The organism is Exiguobacterium sp. UBA1053 (assembly GCF_002316465.1).
GTDB classification, from domain to species: domain Bacteria; phylum Bacillota; class Bacilli; order Exiguobacteriales; family Exiguobacteriaceae; genus Exiguobacterium_A; species Exiguobacterium_A abrahamii.
Map to the genome: position 1 here is coordinate 72,017 of NZ_DCDO01000003.1, position 21,736 is coordinate 93,752.

Genomic DNA, 21,736 nt, shown 5'->3' on the forward strand with positions numbered 1-21,736 from the left:
CGACGGACTGCTTTTTTAAACAAACAGGAGGTCCTGCCATGCTCACATCCCCACTTGCTCATTTTCCACTCCGTCGTTTGACTGCATCCTATCGGAACGGTAAGCCGGTCGCGACCGGTATCAGTGTCGACGGACACATCCTACTCGTTGAAGAGACATTGGATGAAGCGCGCGGTCGTACGGTTTTGTCGATCCATCAATTAAAGGACGAGTGGCGTAAGACGACGATCGTCGCTCAGTCAGAAACTGATTTCTCGTTCGTTGATCGTTTCCCGGACGGTCGGCTCCTGCTCGTCGCCTCACGCTGCGATGACGACATCGACGGCTCCTGGATGCCGAATGCATTCATTTATGATGTTCAAGGGCACATACTCGATAGCTACTGTCTCGACGATGGGATTCAGAACGTTCAAATCGATGAACAAGGTCAGATCTGGGTCAGTTATTTCGATGAGGGCATTTACGCGGACGCAATGACGAGTTCAAACGGAGCGTTTGGTCTCGTTGCCTTCAACGACCGCGGTGAGGTCCAGTATAAAAATCGTCAATATCCAATTGATGACTGCTACGCTTTAAACGTTTGTTCGTCAAAGGAAGTCTGGTTTTTCTATTATTCCGATTTTCGCTTCGTCCGTATCAGTCAAGAGGATTTAGTCTGTGAAGCACCAACGATTGCTTTTTCCCAGTTTGCTCGTCATGGTGAATACCTTCTCGCTGCCGATCACGAGGATGTCCAATTATTAAAGCGGGATGGGACTATCTTTCAGCCGATTCGCTCGATTCGATTCGTGTCTGAACAGGGTGAAATCCTGTCAGGTGAACTTACAATGCGTCAAGATTTGATTGTTTTATCCACCTCGAATCAGTTGTTTTTCGGTAAGTTGGATCGACACCTCCCGGCTTTGATTGCCAACGAATGAAAGCTGTTACACAATCGTTTCATGAATTTCTGATTTTTGAAAACCTCATTTCAAATTTTCAAAAAGACTAGCCGAGTTCTATCTGAGGATAGTATACTCAGCGTTATAGTTATTCGGGCAAGTTGTCTGAACATTATGACGTCACAGAATTTTTTTTGGGGGAAATGATGAGTTCGAATTTGAAACGCGATTTAACAGCACGACAGGTACAAATGATTGCACTTGGTGGAACGATCGGGGTCGGTTTGTTCCTTGGGGCATCAAGCACGATCGCTTGGACGGGTCCATCCGTCTTACTTGCGTACATGCTAGCAGGAGTCTTTATCTTTTTCATCATGCGGGCACTTGGTGAGATGGTCTACACCCATCCTCACAGTGGTTCGTACGCAAAGTTCGCAAACGACTATATCCATCCAGCAGCTGGTTTCTTGACAGCAAGCAGTAATATCTTCAACTGGGTCGTCGTCGGGATGAGTGAAGTCATCGCTGTCGGGACATACTTACGCTTCTGGTGGCCGGAACTACCGACTTGGATTCCAGGCGTCGTCGTCATCATTCTCTTGACGCTTGCGAACCTTGCTTCCGTCAAGATGTTCGGTGAACTCGAGTTTTGGTTCGCCTCAATCAAGGTAATAACGATTCTTCTAATGATCGTCGCTGGACTTGGAATCATCTTCTTTGGTCTAGGAAATGACGGAAATCCGGTCGGCTTCTCGAATCTTTGGGCGAACGGTGGATTCTTCACAAATGGTTTCACCGGCTTCTTCTTTGCGCTCTCGATCGTCTTCGCCTCTTACATCGGTGTTGAGTTGATCGGCGTGACAGCTGGAGAAACGAAAGATCCAGAGAAGAACATTACGAAGGCGATCAATGGTGTCGTCTGGCGAATCTTGATTTTCTACGTCGGCTCCATCTTCATCATCGTCACGGTGTATCCGTGGAATGAGTTGTCTGATCTCGGCAGTCCGTTCGTTGCGACATTCGCCAAGGTCGGTGTCACGATTGCTGCCGGGATCATCAACTTCGTCGTCATCACGGCCGCTTTATCCGGTTGTAACTCCGGGATCTTCAGCGCAAGCCGGATGATCTATGCATTGGCTGAAAAAGAACAAGTGCCGTCCTTCTTCTTAAAGGTCAACAAACGCGGCATTCCATTCTACACGGTCTTAGCGATTTCAATCGGGATTTTCTTCGGTGTCATTCTCGATATCACCTTGCCACTCGTTCTCGGGAAGGATACGAATATCTTCGTGTATGTCTACAGTGCTTCGGTACTACCAGGGATGGTACCGTGGTTCGCGATTTTAATCAGTCATATCCGGTATCGTAAACTCGAAAGTGAACGGACAGCCTCACATCCGTTCAAGATGCCCGGTGCGCCGGTGACGAACTATCTGTCGATCGTCGCGCTGTTGACAGTGCTCGTCGGGATGTTGTTCAACGATGAGACACGCGTCTCGATCTTAATCGGAGTCGCTTTCTTGATCTTAAGTACGGTCTATTACATCGTAAAAGTACCGAAAATCGAAAAATAAACGTCTGTCTCTCCTCTCATGACCGCATGAGAGGAATTTTTTGATGGAGATGATTTTCTATATTGACATTGAATAATATTCATGATAGATATTTTTCGCGAACGCTTAAACCCTTAAGACGTCGTAACATTCTTGATTTCAATGCGTAAAGCCGTATTTCATCTACTATTTTTCTAATAAATAGATGAATTTTCAGAATAAATAGTCTTTTCATTCTAAGTGCATTTTCATGTTTCGAGTTCGTTTGAGCGGGAATATTCTCACCATACACATAATATTTCATGTGTAGAACAATCACGTTAAAACAATTTAACGGCAGAAAGGAGAGATGTAACATGAACGGATTCAATCGTTTCCTACTCGTTCTGATCGGCATTCTCGGTTTAGTCAGCGTCGGTCTTCTTGTACTTGGCGTCTATGATGTTCCACGACTCAGTCCTTTGATTGAACAGTGGCAAGATCAACAATGGTATAGCTACACGATTTTATCACTTGGTGGCTTCCTAGCATTCGTATTTGTCATTCTATTATTCACTGGACTACTCAGTCGTTCAAAAGGACAACGTCTCCTGATTCAGACGGGTGACGGGAATATCACGATCTCTAAGCAAACGATCGAACGAACGGCACTCGAGTCGATTCGTGGTATCAACGGCGTACGTTCGCCACGCGTCAACGCGGATATTCACTCGAAAAAAGAAACCGTCGCGTTAGAAGTCGACTGTTCCGTCTTCGGTCAAGAAGGCTTGCCGACAATCGGCAAAGACATTCAAGAACGCGCCAAGAACGCGGTCGAATCGTTGCTCGAACTACCTGTCACAAAAACACGCGTCCGAATCAGTGACACGAAGACCAAAACGTCTGAACGCGTCGTCTAAGATCCGAGAGGAGGAAGATCATGAAAACGAGCGAAGCACTTCGTCCGTATCGCTACCGTCTACTTGGCGGGCTAGTCGGACTGATCCTCGCCATCTTGTTCTTGACGATCGGTTTTGGACCGACGTTGTTGATCATCGTATTCGCAACAATCGGTTACCTGATCGGTCAGTGGCGGGATAATGCGCTCGATGTTGAAGGATGGATTCAGTTCTTTCAGCGGGATTGAGCATAGACAGAAAATAAAAATCACTTAACTTACACTAAAAGGAGAGATTTCTCATGGCTAACGAAATCAACACTAAACAAAACGAAAACGAAGTAGTACGCGAAAACAAACTCACATTCGAAGATCAAGTCATTAAAAAAATCGCCGGTATCGCATCAAATGATGTCAAAGGCATCCTCTCAATGAGCGGTGGCTTCATGAGTGGATTGACAGATCGTTTCCGGAGCACGGAAGATATCACAAAAGGCATCGACGCGGAAGTCGGCGAACGACAAGTCGCACTCGACTTAAAAGTCATCGTCGAGTACGGCAAAAACATCCCTTCCATCTTCCAAGACGCTGTAACGAAAATCAAAAAATCAGTCCATGATATGACAGGACTCGATGTCATCGAAATCAACATGCATGTCGAAGATGTCATGACACGTTCTGAGTTCGACGCAAAAAGTAAATCGTCGAAAGAAGAGGAAGAAAAACGCGATTTGAAATAAGACAGTCAACTAGATAGCCGCATAAAATGGACCCGCTTAAAAACGGGTCCATTTTTTACTTTTTCAATGCCCCGCGTGCGTTCAACGCAGCAAAGATCACCATCGCAATACTGAGAACAGCAGCGACGATCAAACCTTGCCAGTAGACCGACCAATCAATTTCCGGACGAGTCAGTACACTACGCATGCCTTCCATGATATAGGTCGTCGGATTGATTGTCGCAGCAATCTTCAACCACTCGGCTTCAATCAAGTCTTTCGGCACAAACGTCGTTGACAAGAAAATCAGCGGGAAGAATAAGAGCGTTCCGGCTTGAGCGGCTTGCGCATTCCGTGTCTTCAAAGCGACACCGACCGAATAACCGGCAAAGGCGAGACCGAAGCCAAGCGCGAGTAAAATCGTCAAGAAAAAGCCGCTAACACCGACTGGAATCGATAGACCAAGCAAAAAGGCCATCCCGAAAATCAGTAACGTTTGAACGAATAATTGCAGCATCCCGGCAAGCATTGGTCCGAGGACGATTGCCGTTCGCGAGACGGGTGTCAATAAGAGTCGAGCGAAATAACCACTCTCGATGTCCTTGACGAGTGCTTGCCCCGCTCCCCCTGCTCCGCCGACAGCACCCGAGACGATCGAAACAGGCAAAATGAAGTTCAAATAATCGACGCCGTCGAACTGCGGTAAATTCGAGATTCCGGACAAACCACTCGTGTAGACGAGCAGGAAGAAGACACTGATGATCAAGTTCGGAATGAAGGAAAACGGATTCCGTAACGTGACGAGGAGACTCCGACGCATCAAAAACCACGTTTCACGTATCATGTCACGATTCCTCCTTATAAGCTTGTCCAGTCAAACGAATGAAGACATCATCAAGCGACGGTTGTTTGACGACCAGTGACGTAGCGACCATTTTTCGTTCATCGAGAAAACGGACGACCGCGCGCAATGTCTCCGTTCCCCGCGAAGGAATGACGAGACGGTCTTTTTCCTGACGACCGGCAAACGTCTCTAAGACGATCCGTTCGTTCTCTTTTTCAGCTAGCGTCAATTCGATCCGCTCTTCTCCGTTTGCTGCTTTCAGCTCAGCTGCCGTTCCTTCCGCAATCAATTGTCCCTCATTGATGATCGCGATTCGGTCGGCTAGCTGATCGGCTTCTTCCAAGTACTGTGTCGTCAAAAAGATCGTTGTTCCGAACTCTTCGTTTAATCGTCGGACCTCGTTCCAGATTTGTACACGGCTCGCGGGGTCGAGTCCTGTCGTTGGTTCGTCAAGGAACAAGACAGTCGGTTGATGGACGAGCGTCAATGCCAGATCAAGCCGTCGTTTCATCCCGCCGGAGTAAGTACCTGATCGACGCTGACCGTCTTGATCGAGTCCGACGAGCTGCAACAATTCCTCTGCCCGTGTTTTTGCTTCCGTCTGACTTAATCCGAATAATTTTCCCTGTAAGACGAGTAATTCAAGTCCGGTCAAATCTTCATCGATGCCGGTATCTTGCAAGGCGACCCCGATTTGCAATCGGACCTGTTTTTCCTGTTTGACGACATCAAATTCCTGAATCGTCGCCCGACCTCCGGAAATTGGAATCAACGTCGTCAGCATCTGGACGGTCGTCGACTTTCCTGCCCCGTTCGGTCCTAGAAAAGCAAAGATCTCTCCTGCCTCTACATCAAACGAGATGCCTTTGACGACATCTTTCCCATCGTACGTCTTCGTCAAGTTCTCGACATGAATCATCTTCATTCCTTCTTTCCCTGAATTCAAAGTCATGTCCAAGATTTTCCCGTTTTTTCTGATCTCGAATCAAAAAAAGACATCTGATTCGATGCCTTGATTCAAGCTTTAACGATTATGCTACAATCTGATACACACCATACAAGACGCCGGCAGATACTACGAGCGTTGTGACGATCGACACCAGCATCATCGTTAATCCGATTCCTGTTAATCGAACAGTTCGGGCTAACGCGAGACTAAACGAAACCACTGTACCACTCGCAAGTACAATCGCCCCTGCGAATAACAATGTAGGATTGATCCATGCATCTCCGATGACGATCCATGCGTAAGTGATACCAGCAAAAAGAACGGTCATGATGAGCCATCGCCTTGCTGACAAATTTTTCAACATATTGGTTTCCTCCTAATTTACTTCTACATACTTGTTCGCCCTTTCCCATTAGATTCCTGTTACTAAAAAATCGTGCCTCCTGCTGTCAGGAGACACGATTCACTTATGACGCTACTTGCCATTTCTCTTTTAATTGCTCCATCTCTTCTTGACCTTCGTGCGATTGCATCCACAGATTGAAGACATCGACGACGTCCCCTTCCGACTCTCGGACGAGGTAGCTCTTCTCCGCCGGAATCCATTTTTCTTGAATTCTTGGTGCTGCGAGTCGTTTGTCGAGCGCTTCATAATGAATCGCCTCGACCGTATCGGTGATCATGACATCGACTTCGCCCGATGCGACTGCATGCGGGATTTCGAGATTTTGTTCATACATGACGATGTTCGCCTTCGTGAACGTCTTACGGACGAACTGTTCATTCGTTCCCCCTGGATTTAGACCAATCGTCACGTCTGGACGATTGATTTGTTCGATCGAAGCAAGCCGTTTAGCATCTTCTTTACGGACGAGCGGTGTCTTTTGGAATGACAGATAACTCGACGTGAAGTCGCCGATGATCTCGCGCTCGATGTTTTTCGTCACACCCCCGACGACCATATCGAATTTCCCGCTAGCAAGATCAGCAGACAGCGTGGGCCATGTCGTCGGGACGAATTCGACATCGATGCCGGTCGTCTTCGCGAATGAACGGATCACTTCGATATCGAACCCTTCGTACTCGTTCGTCTTCCGGTTCAAGTACGTGAATGGTTTGTAATCCCCAGTCGTTCCGACGACGATTTTTTTCGTCGCAAAGACATTCTTCGCTTGTACACGTCGTGGTTGCTCCGTTTGCCATAGCGTCAATAAGCTCGCAAATAAGACGCCACCTCCGACGACGATCCATCCCCATTTACTCATGTGCTCCCGCTCCTTTCGCTCCGACCGTCTCACGCGTCGAGACGATGTTCCATTTTTTCTTTAGTTGTTCAACCTGTTCTTGCCCCTCTGCACTTTCAATCCAGACCCGGAAGACATCTCCAAGCTGTTTTTGGTCCGGTTTCATCAAATACGCCATCTCAGCTGGTTCCCACGCCTCTGTCAGTTTCGGCACCGCAAGATCGAGTTCTGTCGCGTAATGCAACGCCTCGATGTCGTCCGTCACCATGACATCGACTTGTCCGCTTTTTACGGCTTTCGGAATGTCCAAGTTGTTCTCAAAGACGGTCACATCTGCCTTCGGAAAATGCTTCTTCACGAACGCTTCGTTCGTGCCACCCGGATTGACACCGATTTTGACTGCTGGATCATTGATTGCAGCGAGCGAATTCAAGCGTTCGACATCTTTCTTATTTACGAGCGGTGCTTTTTGAAAGGAGAAATACGACAATGTAAAGTCTCCGACGACCTCGCGCTCGACTTTCTTCGTGATGCCACCGACAGCGATATCAAACTTGCCTGATTTCGTATCCTCCGATAATGTCGGCCATGTCGTCTTGACGAACGTCACATCAAGATTTGCTGCTTTGGCGAACGCTTGGATGACATCGATATCAAAGCCTTGATAACGATTCCGTTCCTCGTTCCAGTATGTAAAGGGCTTATAATCCCCCGTCGTCCCGACGACCAGCTTGTGGTCTTCGAAGATGTCATGTGCTTTGGCATCCGTCTGTTGATTCCAGATTGTCCAAGCGGCAACGCCTGTCAAAACAAGTCCTGCCAGTAGCCATGGTTTCTTTCTCATCGTATCTCTCCTTTCTGTTTCGTCGTTGCCCATTCACCGAATATTGCTACAATTTAACCCAAATGATTTTCGGTGTGGGTAATAGTCATTATCCTACCACACTTACACGTGATTTCAAGATAATTTGATGATTTTATGCATAAAAGCGTTAAAAAGATATTTTGATGACGGTTACAGTTCTACAAGTCGTCTCTCTTTACAGAACCCCCCGTCTTTTCCATACTGAAACAGAATCATCAAATCGTGAAATGGAGGAATGGAACATGAGTCAGATTTTCATCATTGGTGCAAATGGTAAAGTAGGTCGTCATGCTGCTCGCTTACTGCAGGATTCGGAGCACGATGTCAAAGTAGGATTACGTTCCAAGAACCAGTTCAGTGATTTTGAGAAATTAGGTCATACCCCGGTCCATCTCGATCTGGAAGCGGACGTCGCGACGATCACTGATGCATTACAAGGATCAGATGTCGTCATCTTTACGGCAGGATCCGGCGGTCACACAGGAGCGGACAAGACGATGCTGATCGATTTCGACGGTGCTGTCAAAGCGATCGAAGCAGCGGAAGCAATCCATGCAAAACAGTTCATCATGGTCAGTGCCTTGAATGCCGATTCGCCGGAAACATGGTCCGACAGCATGAAGCCGTATTACATTGCAAAACGCTACGCGGATCGTGTCCTGAAAGAATCGTCACTTAATTACACGATTCTTCGCCCAGGCGGACTATCAGATGAAGCCGGCACAGGAAACGTCACGACGGATCCGTCCGAACAAGCAACCAAAAAAATTCCGCGCGAGGATGTCGCACGCGTCATTCTGGCTGCAATCGGTCACGACAAGGCGTCGAAGCAAGTCGTCACACTACTCGAAGGTGACACACCAATCAACGAGTTATTCTAATACAAAAGCTCACGTCTCCATTTTCGAGACGTGAGCTTTTTATAAACAAAATCTTGTCTATTCATTAAAAGCAGGTGTGCACTTCTTACATAATGGTTAGAAATTCTTATATAACTCAATTCAAGATTATGACAAACATTTTTTGATATGTTGATAGTTCTTATTGCCACCTGATAAGTTGCATACATCCGTAAATCCAAGATTTTTCAAGACGTTTTGCGCAGCATTCCCCGTCACGCCTTTGTTGCAGTAGACGATCGTCGGTAACGTCGGATCCAATTCCTTTGCGCGTGTCCGTAGTTCACCAAGCGGAATATGGATTGCTCCATCGACATGGTTTTTTTCAAATTGGGCTTTTGAGCGTGTATCGATGATTTGGAACGACTTCCCATTCGCGACTTGGTCAATTAATTCGTTCGGTGTCATCAAACGCGCTGTTTTTTTGATGGCATTATCGAGTGCCATTCCCGTATAGAGAACGGGATCCTTCGTCGTCGCGAACGGTGGAGCGTAAGCTAAGTCGAGATGGAATAAATCCTCTGCCTTCGCTTTAAAGGTGATCGCTGTCGCTAGGACATCAATCCGTTTGTCGACACCTTGCGGACCTACGATCTGGGCTCCGAGAACTCGCCCTGTTGCCCGATCGGCAATCGCTTTGATCGTCATCTCTTTCCCGCCCATGTATTCCGGACGATCTGGTTTGATGTTATGCAAGACTTCGATGTCATAGCCTGACTCACGCGCTTCTTTTTCCGTCAACCCCGTTTGAGCGACAGTCAAATCGAACGCCTTAAAGATTCCTGTCCCTAAAATACCACGGTGCTCCGCTTCTTCTCCGGTAATGACCATTCCGGCAATCCGTCCCATCTTGTTTGCTGTTGAACCAAGCGGACGATAAAGTGCCTCACCCGTGATGACGGAGAAACTCTCCGCGACATCGCCGACTGCGTAGACATCGGCTACATTCGTCTGCATGTGACGGTTGACTGCGATCGCCCCTGTTTTACCGAGCTCCACACCGATCTGTTTCGCAAGACCCGTGTTCGGCTTGACGCCAACAGATAAAATGACAAGATCCGTCTCGATCGTTTTTCCACTCTCAAGCGCGACCTCAGAAATACGTTCTTCTCCGTTGAACGCTGTCACGGATTCGCCAAGCAAGAGGGATACCCCTTTATCTTTCAAATGATCCGCTACACGTTCTGCCATATCGCGATCAAGTGGCGGCATGACTTGCGGCAAGCGTTCGACGAGCGTGACTTGAATACCGCGATACGTCAATTGCTCTGCCATCTCGAGTCCGATGAATCCTCCGCCGACAATCGTTGCTGTCTTCGGATCGTGAGCATCAATGTAGGACCGGATCGCGTCGGCATTGCGGACATTTCGAACCGTAAAGACATTCTCATGTTCAACGCCTGGAAGTGGTGGAATGATACTTGAAGCACCGGTTGCCAGCACTAACGTATCATACGTGTCCGTGAAACGATCCCCTGTCAGGAGATTGACGATCGTCGCCGTTTTTGTCGCATGATCAATCGATTCGACTTCGTGTTGTGTATGAATATCGATGTTATATCGTTTTTTAAAGAAAGCGGCATCGCGCGGTGTCAATTCGTCGATGTCAGCGATCTCCCCACCGACGAAGTAGGGAATCCCACAACCTGAATACGAGATGTCCTGATCCCGATCATAAATCGTGATTTGCAACTCTTCACTGTTACGACGTGCTTTTGCTCCAACGGAAGTTCCCGCAGCAACTGAACCAATAATCATCAATTTCATCTCTCGTTCCTCCTTGAAAATCAATAAAGTATCAAGCTGATATACAAGCCAAGCAATGTGATGGCAAGTGTCGGGATCGTCAGAATCGTTCCGATTTTAAAGTATTGACCCCAACCAATTTTCACACCCTTCGTTCGAAGCACGTGCAACCAAAGTAATGTCGCTAAACTACCAATCGGCGTGATCTTCGGTCCAAGATCAGATCCGATGACGTTCGCATAGATGAGCGCTTCTCGAATCGTTCCAGTTGCCTGGCTCAAGTCGATCGCAAGGGCATCAATCATGACGGTCGGCATGTTATTCATGATGGACGACAAGATGGCAGCCAAGAAGCCCATACCAAATGTCGCGGCTGCTAAATTCGTCGCAAAGCCATCAATGATGTCAGCGAGAACTTGTGTCAATCCTGCATTTTGAAGTCCGTAGACGACGATGTACATGCCAAGTGAAAAGAAGACGATCGCCCACGGTGCACCACCGATGACCTTTTTCGTCGGTACGCTCGGTGAACGGCGTGCCATCAATAAGAAGAACAAAGCGATGATTCCAGCGACAAGACTGACGGGAATGCCGATGACGTCACTCGTAAAGTATCCGACGACAAGCAAAATGAGGACGAACCATGAAAGCTTGAACATCCGTTGATCCTTGATCGCTGTTGCGGGTGCGACGAGTTGCGCGACATCGTAATTCTTTGGGATACTCTTTCGGAAATAGAGATACAAGACGATCAGACTGCCGATGACAGAAAAGAGATTGACGAACACCATCCGTGACGCATACTCCGTAAACCCGATGTTAAAGAAGTCTGCTGAGACGATGTTGACGAGGTTCGAGACGACGAACGGTAAACTGGCCGTATCGGCAATGAATCCGGAAGCGAATACGTAGGCTAACACGACATAATCCGGAAGTTTCAAGTGACGAACCATCGCGAGGACGATTGGTGTCAGAATCAAGGCTGCCCCATCGTTCGCGAATAAAGCCGCAACGACAGCACCGAGTAATGTCATGTACACGAATAGTTTGACACCACCACCTCGTGCGATGCGTGCCATGTGGAGTGCCGCCCATTCGAAGAACCCAATCTCATCAAGAATCAATGAGATGATGATCAGAGCGATGAAAGTAAAGGTGGCATTCCAGATGATGCCCCAGACCGTCGAGACATCATCGAGGTTGACGACTCCCGTCAATAGCGCAATGAGCGCCATTCCCATCGCGGAGTAACCGATGCCGAGTCCTTTCGGTTGTTTAATGATTAAGAATAAGGTGATCAGAAAAATTCCGATCGCTAGTAAATGTGTACCGGTCAATGCGTTCACTTCATTTCTGTATTAAATTTCGAGTGGTTTTGTTAACGATTCGTCATCCTTGAACGTGTCATTCAGAATGGAATATCGTTTTAATTCCCCTGCCTTACTCGGGCTAATCCATTTCATCCACAATGTGTCTTAGCAGCTTCTGTCCGGGATGTCCGGCGTGTCCATTTCTGCTAAAATCGTCAATAACAATCTGTGTTGCGGGTGATCTGGATTGATTCGAAAATAAATCCATTGTCGTTCCCGTCGTTCCAAGATGAGCTGGGATTGACGCAATAATTTTAGATGACGACTGACTGCCGGTTGCGAAATATCAAACATTTCGACGAAATCACAGACACAATGTTCCCGAACGTGTAGCCTTCGCAAAATTTCAAGTCGTGTTCCATCGCTCAGTAGCTTCAAGAACTGACTCATTTCTTCTACCCGTTTTGCTGTCTCGATCACTAGAGTATCCTCCTCTCTGTTATACGTATAGTCCATGCATGATACAGGAGCGAAAATATCAATTTCGCTTTTCACATAACCATATTATTATATAACGATTTTGTTATGCAATGATTTTTTCGTAAATCGATTTCAAACAAAAAAATCGCCATCTCATTCGATGACGATTCTTCTTACATTCTTCATGCAACAACACGTCGAGCTTGTCGTTGCTCCATCCAACTCAGCACTAAGCACGTTATGATAAAACTACCGAAACAAAGCAGGGATAAATGCAACACTTGCGTACCGATGGATCCATTCATGAATAACAATCGACTGAATCCAGCCACGGCATTCGGAACAGGTAAGAACGTTCCGAGGGATTGATAAAACGGTGCCAGCATCTTCGCCGGCACGATGTTTCCGGCAGTCATCAATTGGAACGGAATCAACGCAACATTGACGAGTGGAGCAATCGGTCCAAATATCGCAAAGTTCATCTGTGTGACGGCGATACAGGTCGCGACGACAAGGAGCTCAAACGCCCATAGTTTGATGAATGGTGTCGTAATATCCGTTAATACATGCGCCACGGAAACGAGTAGCAATGGAACAACCAAAAGAACGATCCCGTGTAATAGTTGGCGACTCCAAAATAGTGACCAGATCGAATGACGCTTACTTAAGATCGTGCTGACGAGATTGAATTGAATTCCCATCGTCATCGTCGCGATATAGATGACGAACCCGAGGATGAGTGGCAGCATCGACAAGGCAAAATCTGAGACGGCATGCTCCGTGACGACCGACGTCGTGAACGTTGGCTCACCATTCAACTGTTTGCCGATCGTTTCCGTTGCCCGCTCGAGAATTGCATTCGCGAATTCGGCATTCGACTGGCTGACGTGTGCCGTCAGTTGACGCGAAGCATCATCCTTTTGTAGAACGAGATCGACTTCATTGGCATCGAGTGCTTCCAACCCTTTCGCTTCGGTCGGAACTGCTTGGACCGTGAACGGTGCTTCTTTTAGTGATGTGACGAACGGGTCGTTCACTTCGCCAACGACACCGACGTTCAATTGATCGAGTCGTTCCGTCGTTCCTTCGTAACCAGTCATCCAGACGACGAGGAACAAGAGCGGGACGACAATCGCGAAGACGAGTCCCACTTTCGTTTGTGTCATTGACCAGACATCTTTCCATGCTTTCATATTACGATCTCCTTTTATATGCATTACTTATAATATCACGTGCAACTATATGTCCGAAGGAAAACCATTCACGTCACATTCCGGTGAATGGTCTCAAGTGTTTCCTTTAATTGCTCGATTTGATCTCGCGAGAGTCCACGGAACGCTTCGAGTTGTAGCTGATCGAGCTCTGGTCCGAGGCGATCGACGATATCGCGTCCTTCTCGTGTCATCAAGAGCAGAACCGCTCGTCGGTCCCGGGGATCCGGCGTTCGAACAATCAATTCTTTTTTACCGAGCTTATCGAGAATCTTACCAATCGTCGTTTGATCACGTTCTGTCACGAGTGCCAGTTGCTTTTGCGAAACACCATCTTGTTTAGCGAGTTCGCTCAGGACAGAAAACTGCTCTGGTGTCAGTCCGAACGCTTCCATCCGTTTAGCAGCAGCACGTTTGAACGCATAATAACTACGGGATAATTGCATGCCAAGCGACCATTCCGATTCTTTCATCCCATCATCTCCATATAGTTGCACTACTTATTATTTATCCACTATACCTGAAGAAGAACAAGTCCGTCAACGGTCTCATTTTGCCTGGCGTTGACGAATCCCATCGATATGCGCTTGTTGCGTGGCACGATCGACTTGTGAATGAACTCCGAGTTTTCCCGCGATCGTATCGACTTGACTCGGTGTCAATGGCTTTCCTGTCGCGAGTTGCTCGATCGTCTTACGTAAGACGTTTCGTTTCAAGACACGGACATGAGCTGAATCGACGGTGATCTTTTTCAGTTCACAGCGTTCGCTGAAGACGATCAAGGAGTGAAAGAGCGCGGGATCCGTTCCTTCTAAGAAGCGTTGCATGCTTTTGAGATGCCCTTCATTTTGTTTGATCGGATTATAGAACCGTTGCTTGAAGCGATTCTGGAACTGCTGCGTCCACTGACGGTCCTGCTCGCGTCCGAAAATCCACCCGCTGTAGTTTTTCGATTCGAGTACATAGATGCCACTTTCATGAATGAACGTCACATCGATCTCCGTCGTTCCTTCTCCACGCGCACGTGGTAAGTATGTATTAAAGACATACGTGCCGTATCCGGAAACTTGATCGAGTTGACGTGTCGTCAAGTATTCGCCCCATTTCCCTTTATCACGAACGATCCGTAAAAACGGTTCGCGCGTTAAACGATAATAACGACTACTGTGATACGAACTGCGTTTTACGAAGAAAAACAGACCAAACGTTCCGAAGAAGAACAGTACCATGATCAGTCCGATTTGAATCAAGAGCGGTAAAAATGTCACTAACACATTATCCACTAGATTTATCTCCTTTCCATATTAACCCTTTATTTTCCACTATATCAGCATAATCAATTTCTGCATCATTTTCCACTATTTGTTATGGTGACTATCCTATGGTACGGTGAAACAAAGGAAGGTGTTCACCATGGATTCTGTCGTCACGTTCGCACCACTGATCGTCTTATTCTTCATCTGGATGTCCTTATCCCAAAAAGCAGACGAAGCGAAACGCCGCCAACAAACGATTCTGAAGAAGCTACAACGGATCGAAGAGCACCTCGGTCTGAATGAGGTGTCACTAGAAGAAGCAGCGTTACAAGTCGAACTGGTTCAGTTGCTTCATGAAGGAAAGACGGTTGAAGCTGTGAAACGCGTTCGAGAGACGCTCGGATCGTCCTTGCTCGAAGCAAAACAATACGTCGATCAACTAAAAAGTGAGCACGGACTATGATCAAAAAGACCATCTGACAGCGAAGTTCAGATGGTCTTTTTCAACTATGTATTCATTTATATGCATCAAGTATCAACGAAGGAAATCTCATCTGTTCTGCATTACGGGGATCATATCGTTTCGAACGGAAAATGATACCGTCTGCGCCGTCCCAATCCGCTTGATGGAACACCCCATTCTCATCAAAATATTCGAGAAAACGTACCTGAAACCCAGCTTCTTCGAATACGTTCCGTAACGTTTCGTACGTATAGACGATTTTGTGACTCGCTGCCGGATGGTCAACTGGACCGGGACCACCGACTTGGACGATTGATTGGTATGCCTCATCCCGAAAATAACCGTCCGGCACTGCACAACGGACGTATCCTCCTGGTGCAAGGTATGTAAAACAATGACTTGCCGCGTCAATCCCTTCTTCGAATGTCAAATGCTCCCAGACATGTTCCGCAAGAATCGCTTGCAACGTGTCGTTCGAAAACAATCGTTCCCAATCGGACCGATTGAGCAAATTCAACTCATCTTCTTGTGAATGATACCAACCGGGATTGTTGTGATACGGTCCTGCTCCAATGACGATACGTTCTTTCATGTATCTTCTCTCCTTTCAGTTACGTTTTATCATTTCTTGTTTTCCGCGACCATCCCTGCTTTCGATAAAAAAATAGACGACGGATTCTCCGTCGTCTATTGCTGTTAATCCCGCGCCGCGAGGCGATACAAGAGATCAAGTAATTCGATATAGAGCCAGATGATCGTCACGATCAATCCGAATGCTGCAACCCACTCCATCGACTTCGGAGCACCGGCGCGAACTTGTTGCGATATGAAATCGAAGTCCATTACGAGTGACAAGGATGCCACGATGACGATGACGAACTGAACGCCGATCGCAATCGGTGAGCTACCTGTCATGAATGGGAGGTCGACACTAAATAACGCGAGAATCAAGTTGACCGCATACAAGACGAAAATCGAGAGAATCGCTGCTGTGACCGCAGAACGGAAACGTTGCGTCACTTTAATCATCCCCGTCGAGTAGACGAACCACATCGCAAACGCGACGACGAATGTCGCAACGACTGCTTTTCCGACGATTCCTGGGTACATACTTTCGAACATCAACGATAACGCTCCGACTGCCACACCCTCAACGATCGCATAAACCGGAGAAAGGACTGGAGCTGTTGCTGGTTTGAATGTGATGATCAAGGCAAGGATTAGACCGATGACGAATCCACCGATTAAGGCTGGGAATAGGAACGCTTGGTTTTCTGCGAGGAAGAACCAACTGCCCCCTGCTGCTGCCGTGACGAGAGCGAGCATCAAGAAAATCTTGCTCATCGTACCGCTTTTTGTCATTGGTCGTTCTCCGACACGTGCCGTATCGAATCCGCGACGCAATGCCGGGTTTACTTTAAAACGCGAAGCCATTGCTTTCACTCCTTTTTGTGATTCTGTTTTCTACTACGAAGGTTTCCCGAAAAAGTTTCAAAATAACCATTGATCAAGCGCTTTTAATTGCAACATGACGACTGGGATCGAGGCTTTCGCATCGATGCGGTACGATTTCGCTTGTCCGATCAGACCGGACGTGACGAAATCGGCACTTTCTAACGCTTCGCCGATCGGACCAAACGCGTCACTATCGATTTGGCGGTGTCGGTAATGAATGAATCGTTCCGTCGTTCCCTCTTTGATTTTACAACCATCCTCGACGTCCGGACGATTCAACCCGTATTCTGCATAATGCCAGACGGTCGTCGTATCCCAAGGAGAACCGATATGCAGAATTTGACCGTCCGCCTCGATGAAGCGTTCAATCGGTGAACCGGGACCGAAGCCATTTTCTAGTGTATGACCGGCAACGAATGTCGCCGCATCTTTCCCCCAGGCAGTCACGGACCACATCGGATGATCGCTTCGAACGACGCCGGGATACGTCCGGAAGACTTCCGGGACGCGCCCGATACCGCGTGTGACCGTTTTTGCCGGGTCATATGCCGGCATTTCCCGGCGGATCGTTTCCCACCATTCCTCGGGAACAGCGGGTTGGCTCCAGTTCTTCGGATCCGAATTATCGGTACTTTGCGCCGGCATCATGATCAACCCTTCCGTCGTGACGACTTCCTGTAATGCCTCAATCAATGCTTGTACGCCGCCGGGAATCCAGCCGATTTGTTTAAGTGACGTATGGACGAACAGTTTCATACCGGGCGTCACACCTAATTCGTGTAACGCCTCTTTGATTTGTGATTTCGTGACCATGTTTCGTGTTTCCATCGATCTTATCTCCTTACTCGACGACTAGTGCAATCGTCGACCCCGTTTTTCCTTGTTTGACCTCGATTTTTGCGTCAACTCGTGACTTCAGTTCCTGGACGTGACTGATGATCCCGACCATGCGACCGCTCGCTTGAATCGAGAGCAACGTCTCAATCGCTTGTTCGAGTGATTCTGGATCAAGTGTTCCGAATCCTTCATCGATGAACATCGTCTCAAGTGACACGCCACCGCTTGCTTCTTGCACGACTTCCGACAATCCGAGCGCAAGCGCAAGGGATGCTTTAAAGCTTTCGCCACCGGATAACGTCTTGACATGACGCGTTTGCGACGTGTAAGCGTCAAAGACATTTAAATCAAGCCCGTATTTCTTAAGCCCTTTTCCCGCCTCCGTTTTCCGTTCAAGCTGGAAACGCCCGGAGGTCATCTCGTGCAGATGCCGGTTTGCGGCGAACAATATTTCATCAAAGTATGCCGTCTGGACGTACGTCTCGAACGTCATCCGTTGCGCATTCTCCCCGACACCAACGCGAGCGAGTTCGCCGATGATGCCGTATCTCGCATCCTCGTCCTCAATCTGGCGTTGCAAGCTTTCCCAGGCCGCGATCAATTGATCGATATGTGCGCGTTCCTTCTCGAGCCCGACTCGTCGGTCAATCTGCTCCGTCAGTTCGAGCGACACCGTCTTCACATCCATCCGCAATTGTTCAAGGTCCGGACGCACTTGACCTTCCGTCTTCAAGCGGGCTTGTTCCTGTTTCAACTTTAATTCCTGCCGCGCTAGACGGTCTTGTTCCAAACGTTCTTGGAGGTGACGAAGCGCGTCACGCGACCGTCTCGCTTCACGGAAGGCTTCGATCGTCGGAAACGTTTCTTCTGCCAGGACTGCGTGTAATGCGTTTTCGCGGTTCGTTAATCGGTCGTTTTGTTCAGCAGATGCCTCGGTCAATTGACGGAATCGTCCTTGGTGTTCCGCGAAGTCACGATCAAGCTGTTCCTTCTCGCGTAACTGTTGCTGTTTGTCTTGTTTGAACTGCTCGATACGTGTTTCTGCCTGTTGTTGTTCCTCACGGAGTGCTGGTAGCGATTTCTCGGACTCTCCTGATTGACTCAGACGACCCGTCAAGTGTGCCAATTCCGATTCAATGCCGGTCCGGTCTTTGATCATTGCATCGATCTTTAGTTGTAGCTGGTCCATGGATTGTTCGAGTTGTTGCAGACGAGTCTCAAGACGCGCTTTTTCCGTCTGCGCTGCCGCTAATCGGGCTTCCGTCTGTCCGACTTCCTGAAGCTGTACTGAAACATCCGCATGAGATGACTCGTTTTCACTCGTCTTTTGCATCTCGGTCGTCAGTTGCTGCAGACGCTCCGCAACCGTCCGGTACGAGGCTTGTAATTCTTGATGCGCTTGTTGGGCTTCAAGGAACCGCTGCTGTGCTACATCGACGGATAATTCCTTTGCGACGGCGACAGCATGATGTGGATGCGACGTACTGCCGCAAACCGGACAAGCCGTCCCGTCCGTCAATCCTTTAGCAAGTTCAGCAGCCAGTTGTTCCCGTTCGTATCTGCGCGCTTCTTCATACTGGCGCGCCGCTGCCTCTTTTTGATCCCGGACGCTCGTGCCGCGGACGATCAGCTGTTGCCGTTCTGCTTCCAATTTGTCATGTTCCGCCATCTTTGTCGCTAGTTGTTGCAGGATGAAGCGCCGTTCTTGCACCTGTAAGCGCTCTGCTCCAACGTTTTGCAATGGATGCAGTTGTTCTTGAATAGTCTTACGTTCTGTCCGTGCTTGTTCGAGTTGCTTCCGTAATGGCTCTGGGTCCAAAAGCTTCAAACGTTCTACTAGTTGTTGCTGTTGTTGTCGTAAAGCCGTTTCTGCTTCCAAACGTTCGCGCTCTTCTTGAATCTTTTCGAGACGACGACTGAGTTGCTCGATCTGTGGTTCCTCCGCTAGCAATCGATCGACTTTTGCTTGCACGACATCTTGTTGCTCTCTCAAGCGAGCGATGTGCTGTTCGGTTTCCTGTTTTCGACGCGTGAGTTGCGTCAATTGTTCTTGATCCTGTTGCCACTGGTCATAGATCGGTCCGACGATTTGAGCGCGCTCAGCCGCCATTGCTTCTTCTTGCATCCGCTTGATTTCCGGTAAGCGGTCAATTAGCAACTGTTCCGTCTGTTGAAGTCGCTCCTGCTCTTGGAAAACCGCTTCAAGTTGCTCGCCTTGTTGCAATTGCGTCGTTTTCTTCTCAACGATCGCACGTGTCTCTACTTCAGCTTGACGTGCAGCCGTTAACCATTCGTCCCGTTCTGTCGTCAATGCCTCCATCCGTAACCGGATGTCGCCTTCCGTCAGTTCACTCCAGTTCGCTTGCAATGGTAATTCCTCAAGCTTTGCCCATTGTTTCGTCTTTGTTTCCTTGATGCGTGCCGCAAGATCGAGCGCTTGTCGATGCAAACGTTGCTGGAACTCACCATAGTGTTCCGTCTTAAACAGCTGTTTGAGAATCTGGAGTTTGTCTTTTGACTCTGCCATCAACAGTTCGCGGAACTTATTTTGCGGCAACAGGAGAATTTGTGAAAATTGTTTATGGTCGAGCTGGATCAACTCTTGAACGCGTTGTTTGATTTCTGGAATCTTGACCGCGAGCGGCTTCCATGTCGTTCCGTCGAACCGAGCGAGCTCGGCTTCATGCGAGTAACCGGTTTTATTGACTGGATGCGGTTGACTCGGTTGGCGGATGATCCGGTACCGTTCTCCTTTCAGCGTAAACTCCAGTTCAACTTCCGTCTTTTGCTCAGGCACGGCAAAATGACTTCGCAGTTCGCTCATTTCCCGTTCGCCGCCTGACGTTTCGCCATACAGAGCGAACGTCAATGCGTCAAAGATCGTCGTTTTTCCTGCTCCGGTATTCCCGGAGATGACGAACATCGTCCGTCCGGCAAGTGCAGTGAAATCAATCGTCTCTTCACCAGCAAACGGTCCAAAGGCGCGTAATGTCAGTCGTTCTGGGCGCATGTCGCTTCCTCCTTCAGGACGGCTTGCATCGCTTCCGTCGGTTTCTTTTCACGGACTGCTTCATAAAACTCACTGAATAGATCTGCAACGGATGCATCCTTGACTTGCTCCCGCGACGCCTTGACTGCCCGCGTACTCTCACGGACGAATCCAATTCGCTCGAGGTGAAGGATGTTCGGGTAGATTTTTTTCAGCTTGCCCATCGGATCCATCAAAGCTTCTCCGTCCGTTAGATTGATCTTTAAGTAATCGTCCGTGTCTTGTGTCGCGACGAATGCCGGGTCTGTCAGCTCAGCGAGACTTCCGGTCAATTCCCGCAAGTCACGTTTTGGTGCAAGTGGTTCGAATCGGCGATCGAACGTACCCGCTTCGTTCAACGTCAATACATCGACCCCTTTGACATGATGTGCTTCCGAAAAGGAATATTTCAAGAGCGATCCGCTGTAGCGAACCGTCTCGGATTGAATCGCAAGCGGATTGTGTAAATGACCGAGTGCCGTATACGTAAACGGTGCAAACTGGCTCGCGCTGACCTGTCCTGCTGTTCCGACGGACAATTGTCGCTCCGAATCGGTCTCGAGTCCACCGATCACAAAGGCATGACCGACGAGGACACTCGGTCCATCCGGAATACATCCGGCAAGGATCGTCCGCATCGCGTCATCATGTGTCTTGATCGTTTCGTCTTGATGCACGTAACGAACGGTCGCAGGATCGGCAAATGGCACCGGGTAAAATGACACCCCTTTGATCGTGACCGGAGTAATGACCGGCGTTAGTTTTCCGACGAGATGCAGACCAGCCCGTTGGAGTAACGTCGTTCCGAAACTTAACCGTTCGGCCGAATCGTGATTTCCGCTGATCGCAACGACCGGGATGTCTCGATCGAGAATCAAGGCAGCGAGCGTCTCGTCAAGCAGTTCGACGGCTTCCGTTGGTGGTACAGCGCGGTCGTACAAGTCACCCGCAATGACGATCGCATCCGGTTGTTCGCGGTCGACGAGTGTCAAAAAATCCGCTAAGACCGCCCGCTGGTTCTCGAGCATCGACTCGCCATGAACGATTTTGCCGAGATGCCAATCGGCAGTATGTATCCATTTCATCTTCATCACACTCACTTTTTGAATATAGTAGCTT

At 48.4% G+C, this 21,736-nt stretch carries 23 protein-coding genes; 7 read left to right on the forward strand and 16 right to left on the reverse strand.

The window, feature by feature from the left end; translation table 11 throughout:
• Nucleotides 1-38 precede the first annotated feature (38 nt).
• From B3G15_RS01365 to B3G15_RS01385, 5 genes are all read left to right on the forward strand, one after another.
• On the forward strand, nt 39-920 hold the full coding sequence (locus B3G15_RS01365) for a hypothetical protein (protein ID WP_290714740.1): 882 nt from the start codon (nt 39-41) through the stop codon (nt 918-920).
• Nucleotides 921-1,084: 164 nt separating this feature from the next.
• Complete coding sequence (locus B3G15_RS01370; protein ID WP_064300124.1) at nt 1,085-2,455, forward strand: amino acid permease; 1,371 nt, start codon at nt 1,085-1,087, stop codon at nt 2,453-2,455.
• Nucleotides 2,456-2,790: 335 nt separating this feature from the next.
• A complete protein-coding gene (gene amaP / locus B3G15_RS01375; RefSeq protein WP_023467891.1) occupies nt 2,791-3,333 on the forward strand; it encodes an alkaline shock response membrane anchor protein AmaP in 543 nt (180 codons plus the stop codon).
• A gap of 20 nt (nt 3,334-3,353) precedes the next feature.
• Nucleotides 3,354-3,560 carry a DUF2273 domain-containing protein gene (locus tag B3G15_RS01380; protein ID WP_029341361.1) on the forward strand — a complete coding sequence of 69 codons (207 nt, stop codon included), beginning with the start codon at nt 3,354-3,356 and terminating at the stop codon, nt 3,558-3,560.
• 53 nt (nt 3,561-3,613) lie between these two features.
• A complete protein-coding gene (locus tag B3G15_RS01385; protein ID WP_050677037.1) occupies nt 3,614-4,051 on the forward strand; it encodes an Asp23/Gls24 family envelope stress response protein in 438 nt (145 codons plus the stop codon).
• Between the two features lie 55 nt (nt 4,052-4,106).
• On the opposite strand, the gene B3G15_RS01390 is transcribed toward B3G15_RS01385, so the two are convergent.
• The 5 genes from B3G15_RS01390 to B3G15_RS01410 all read right to left on the reverse strand — a co-directional run bounded on the left by B3G15_RS01390 (nt 4,107) and on the right by B3G15_RS01410 (nt 7,911).
• The gene (locus B3G15_RS01390; RefSeq protein ID WP_023467885.1) at nt 4,107-4,874 is read right to left on the reverse strand and encodes an ABC transporter permease; all 768 of its coding nucleotides are present in this window, start codon (nt 4,872-4,874) and stop codon (nt 4,107-4,109) included.
• Nucleotide 4,875: 1 nt separating this feature from the next.
• The gene (locus tag B3G15_RS01395; protein WP_231681704.1) at nt 4,876-5,826 is read right to left on the reverse strand and encodes an ATP-binding cassette domain-containing protein; all 951 of its coding nucleotides are present in this window, start codon (nt 5,824-5,826) and stop codon (nt 4,876-4,878) included.
• Between the two features lie 79 nt (nt 5,827-5,905).
• A complete protein-coding gene (locus tag B3G15_RS01400) occupies nt 5,906-6,187 on the reverse strand; it encodes a hypothetical protein (protein WP_290714755.1) in 282 nt (93 codons plus the stop codon).
• 103 nt (nt 6,188-6,290) lie between these two features.
• Entirely contained in the window at nt 6,291-7,088 is a 798-nt protein-coding gene (locus tag B3G15_RS01405; RefSeq protein ID WP_290714758.1) for a transporter substrate-binding domain-containing protein, read from the reverse strand.
• The gene (locus tag B3G15_RS01410; protein WP_290714761.1) at nt 7,081-7,911 is read right to left on the reverse strand and encodes a transporter substrate-binding domain-containing protein; all 831 of its coding nucleotides are present in this window, start codon (nt 7,909-7,911) and stop codon (nt 7,081-7,083) included. Before B3G15_RS01410 ends, B3G15_RS01405 begins: the two co-directional genes overlap by 8 nt.
• A 263-nt stretch (nt 7,912-8,174) precedes the next feature.
• Here B3G15_RS01410 and B3G15_RS01415 point away from each other — a divergent pair, with 263 nt between their 5' ends.
• Nucleotides 8,175-8,813, forward strand: a complete 639-nt coding sequence (locus tag B3G15_RS01415) for an SDR family oxidoreductase (RefSeq protein ID WP_290714764.1) — start codon at nt 8,175-8,177, stop codon at nt 8,811-8,813.
• 126 nt (nt 8,814-8,939) lie between these two features.
• Here B3G15_RS01415 and B3G15_RS01420 read toward each other — a convergent pair whose 3' ends face one another.
• The 6 genes from B3G15_RS01420 to B3G15_RS01445 form a co-directional block, all read right to left on the reverse strand.
• Nucleotides 8,940-10,598, reverse strand: a complete 1,659-nt coding sequence (locus B3G15_RS01420) for an FAD-dependent oxidoreductase (RefSeq protein ID WP_290714767.1) — start codon at nt 10,596-10,598, stop codon at nt 8,940-8,942.
• 20 nt (nt 10,599-10,618) lie between these two features.
• On the reverse strand, nt 10,619-11,923 hold the full coding sequence (locus B3G15_RS01425) for an arsenic transporter (protein WP_290714770.1): 1,305 nt from the start codon (nt 11,921-11,923) through the stop codon (nt 10,619-10,621).
• A gap of 129 nt (nt 11,924-12,052) precedes the next feature.
• Nucleotides 12,053-12,367: an ArsR/SmtB family transcription factor gene (locus B3G15_RS01430; RefSeq protein ID WP_223041661.1), complete on the reverse strand. Its 315-nt coding sequence runs from the start codon at nt 12,365-12,367 to the stop codon at nt 12,053-12,055.
• 182 nt (nt 12,368-12,549) lie between these two features.
• The gene (locus B3G15_RS01435) at nt 12,550-13,560 is read right to left on the reverse strand and encodes a hypothetical protein (protein ID WP_290714776.1); all 1,011 of its coding nucleotides are present in this window, start codon (nt 13,558-13,560) and stop codon (nt 12,550-12,552) included.
• A gap of 68 nt (nt 13,561-13,628) precedes the next feature.
• Nucleotides 13,629-14,051, reverse strand: a complete 423-nt coding sequence (locus tag B3G15_RS01440; RefSeq protein WP_290714779.1) for a MarR family winged helix-turn-helix transcriptional regulator — start codon at nt 14,049-14,051, stop codon at nt 13,629-13,631.
• Nucleotides 14,052-14,126: 75 nt separating this feature from the next.
• Nucleotides 14,127-14,861 (reverse strand): nuclease-related domain-containing protein, encoded by a 735-nt coding sequence (locus tag B3G15_RS01445; RefSeq protein ID WP_290714782.1) that lies wholly within the window; start codon nt 14,859-14,861, stop codon nt 14,127-14,129.
• 130 nt (nt 14,862-14,991) lie between these two features.
• Here B3G15_RS01445 and B3G15_RS01450 point away from each other — a divergent pair, with 130 nt between their 5' ends.
• A complete protein-coding gene (locus B3G15_RS01450) occupies nt 14,992-15,297 on the forward strand; it encodes a hypothetical protein (protein WP_035398001.1) in 306 nt (101 codons plus the stop codon).
• Between the two features lie 52 nt (nt 15,298-15,349).
• On the opposite strand, the gene B3G15_RS01455 is transcribed toward B3G15_RS01450, so the two are convergent.
• From B3G15_RS01455 to B3G15_RS01475, 5 genes are all read right to left on the reverse strand, one after another.
• The gene (locus tag B3G15_RS01455) at nt 15,350-15,889 is read right to left on the reverse strand and encodes a class I SAM-dependent methyltransferase (protein ID WP_290714785.1); all 540 of its coding nucleotides are present in this window, start codon (nt 15,887-15,889) and stop codon (nt 15,350-15,352) included.
• 104 nt (nt 15,890-15,993) lie between these two features.
• Nucleotides 15,994-16,731: a Bax inhibitor-1/YccA family protein gene (locus B3G15_RS01460; protein WP_195865361.1), complete on the reverse strand. Its 738-nt coding sequence runs from the start codon at nt 16,729-16,731 to the stop codon at nt 15,994-15,996.
• Between the two features lie 57 nt (nt 16,732-16,788).
• Nucleotides 16,789-17,580, reverse strand: a complete 792-nt coding sequence (locus B3G15_RS01465; protein ID WP_290714792.1) for an aminoglycoside N(3)-acetyltransferase — start codon at nt 17,578-17,580, stop codon at nt 16,789-16,791.
• Between the two features lie 13 nt (nt 17,581-17,593).
• Complete coding sequence (locus B3G15_RS01470) at nt 17,594-20,599, reverse strand: AAA family ATPase (protein WP_290714795.1); 3,006 nt, start codon at nt 20,597-20,599, stop codon at nt 17,594-17,596.
• The gene (locus B3G15_RS01475; RefSeq protein WP_050677105.1) at nt 20,581-21,702 is read right to left on the reverse strand and encodes an exonuclease SbcCD subunit D; all 1,122 of its coding nucleotides are present in this window, start codon (nt 21,700-21,702) and stop codon (nt 20,581-20,583) included. The genes B3G15_RS01470 and B3G15_RS01475 overlap by 19 nt, the downstream gene beginning before the upstream one ends.
• Between the last annotated feature and the right edge of the window lie 34 nt (nt 21,703-21,736).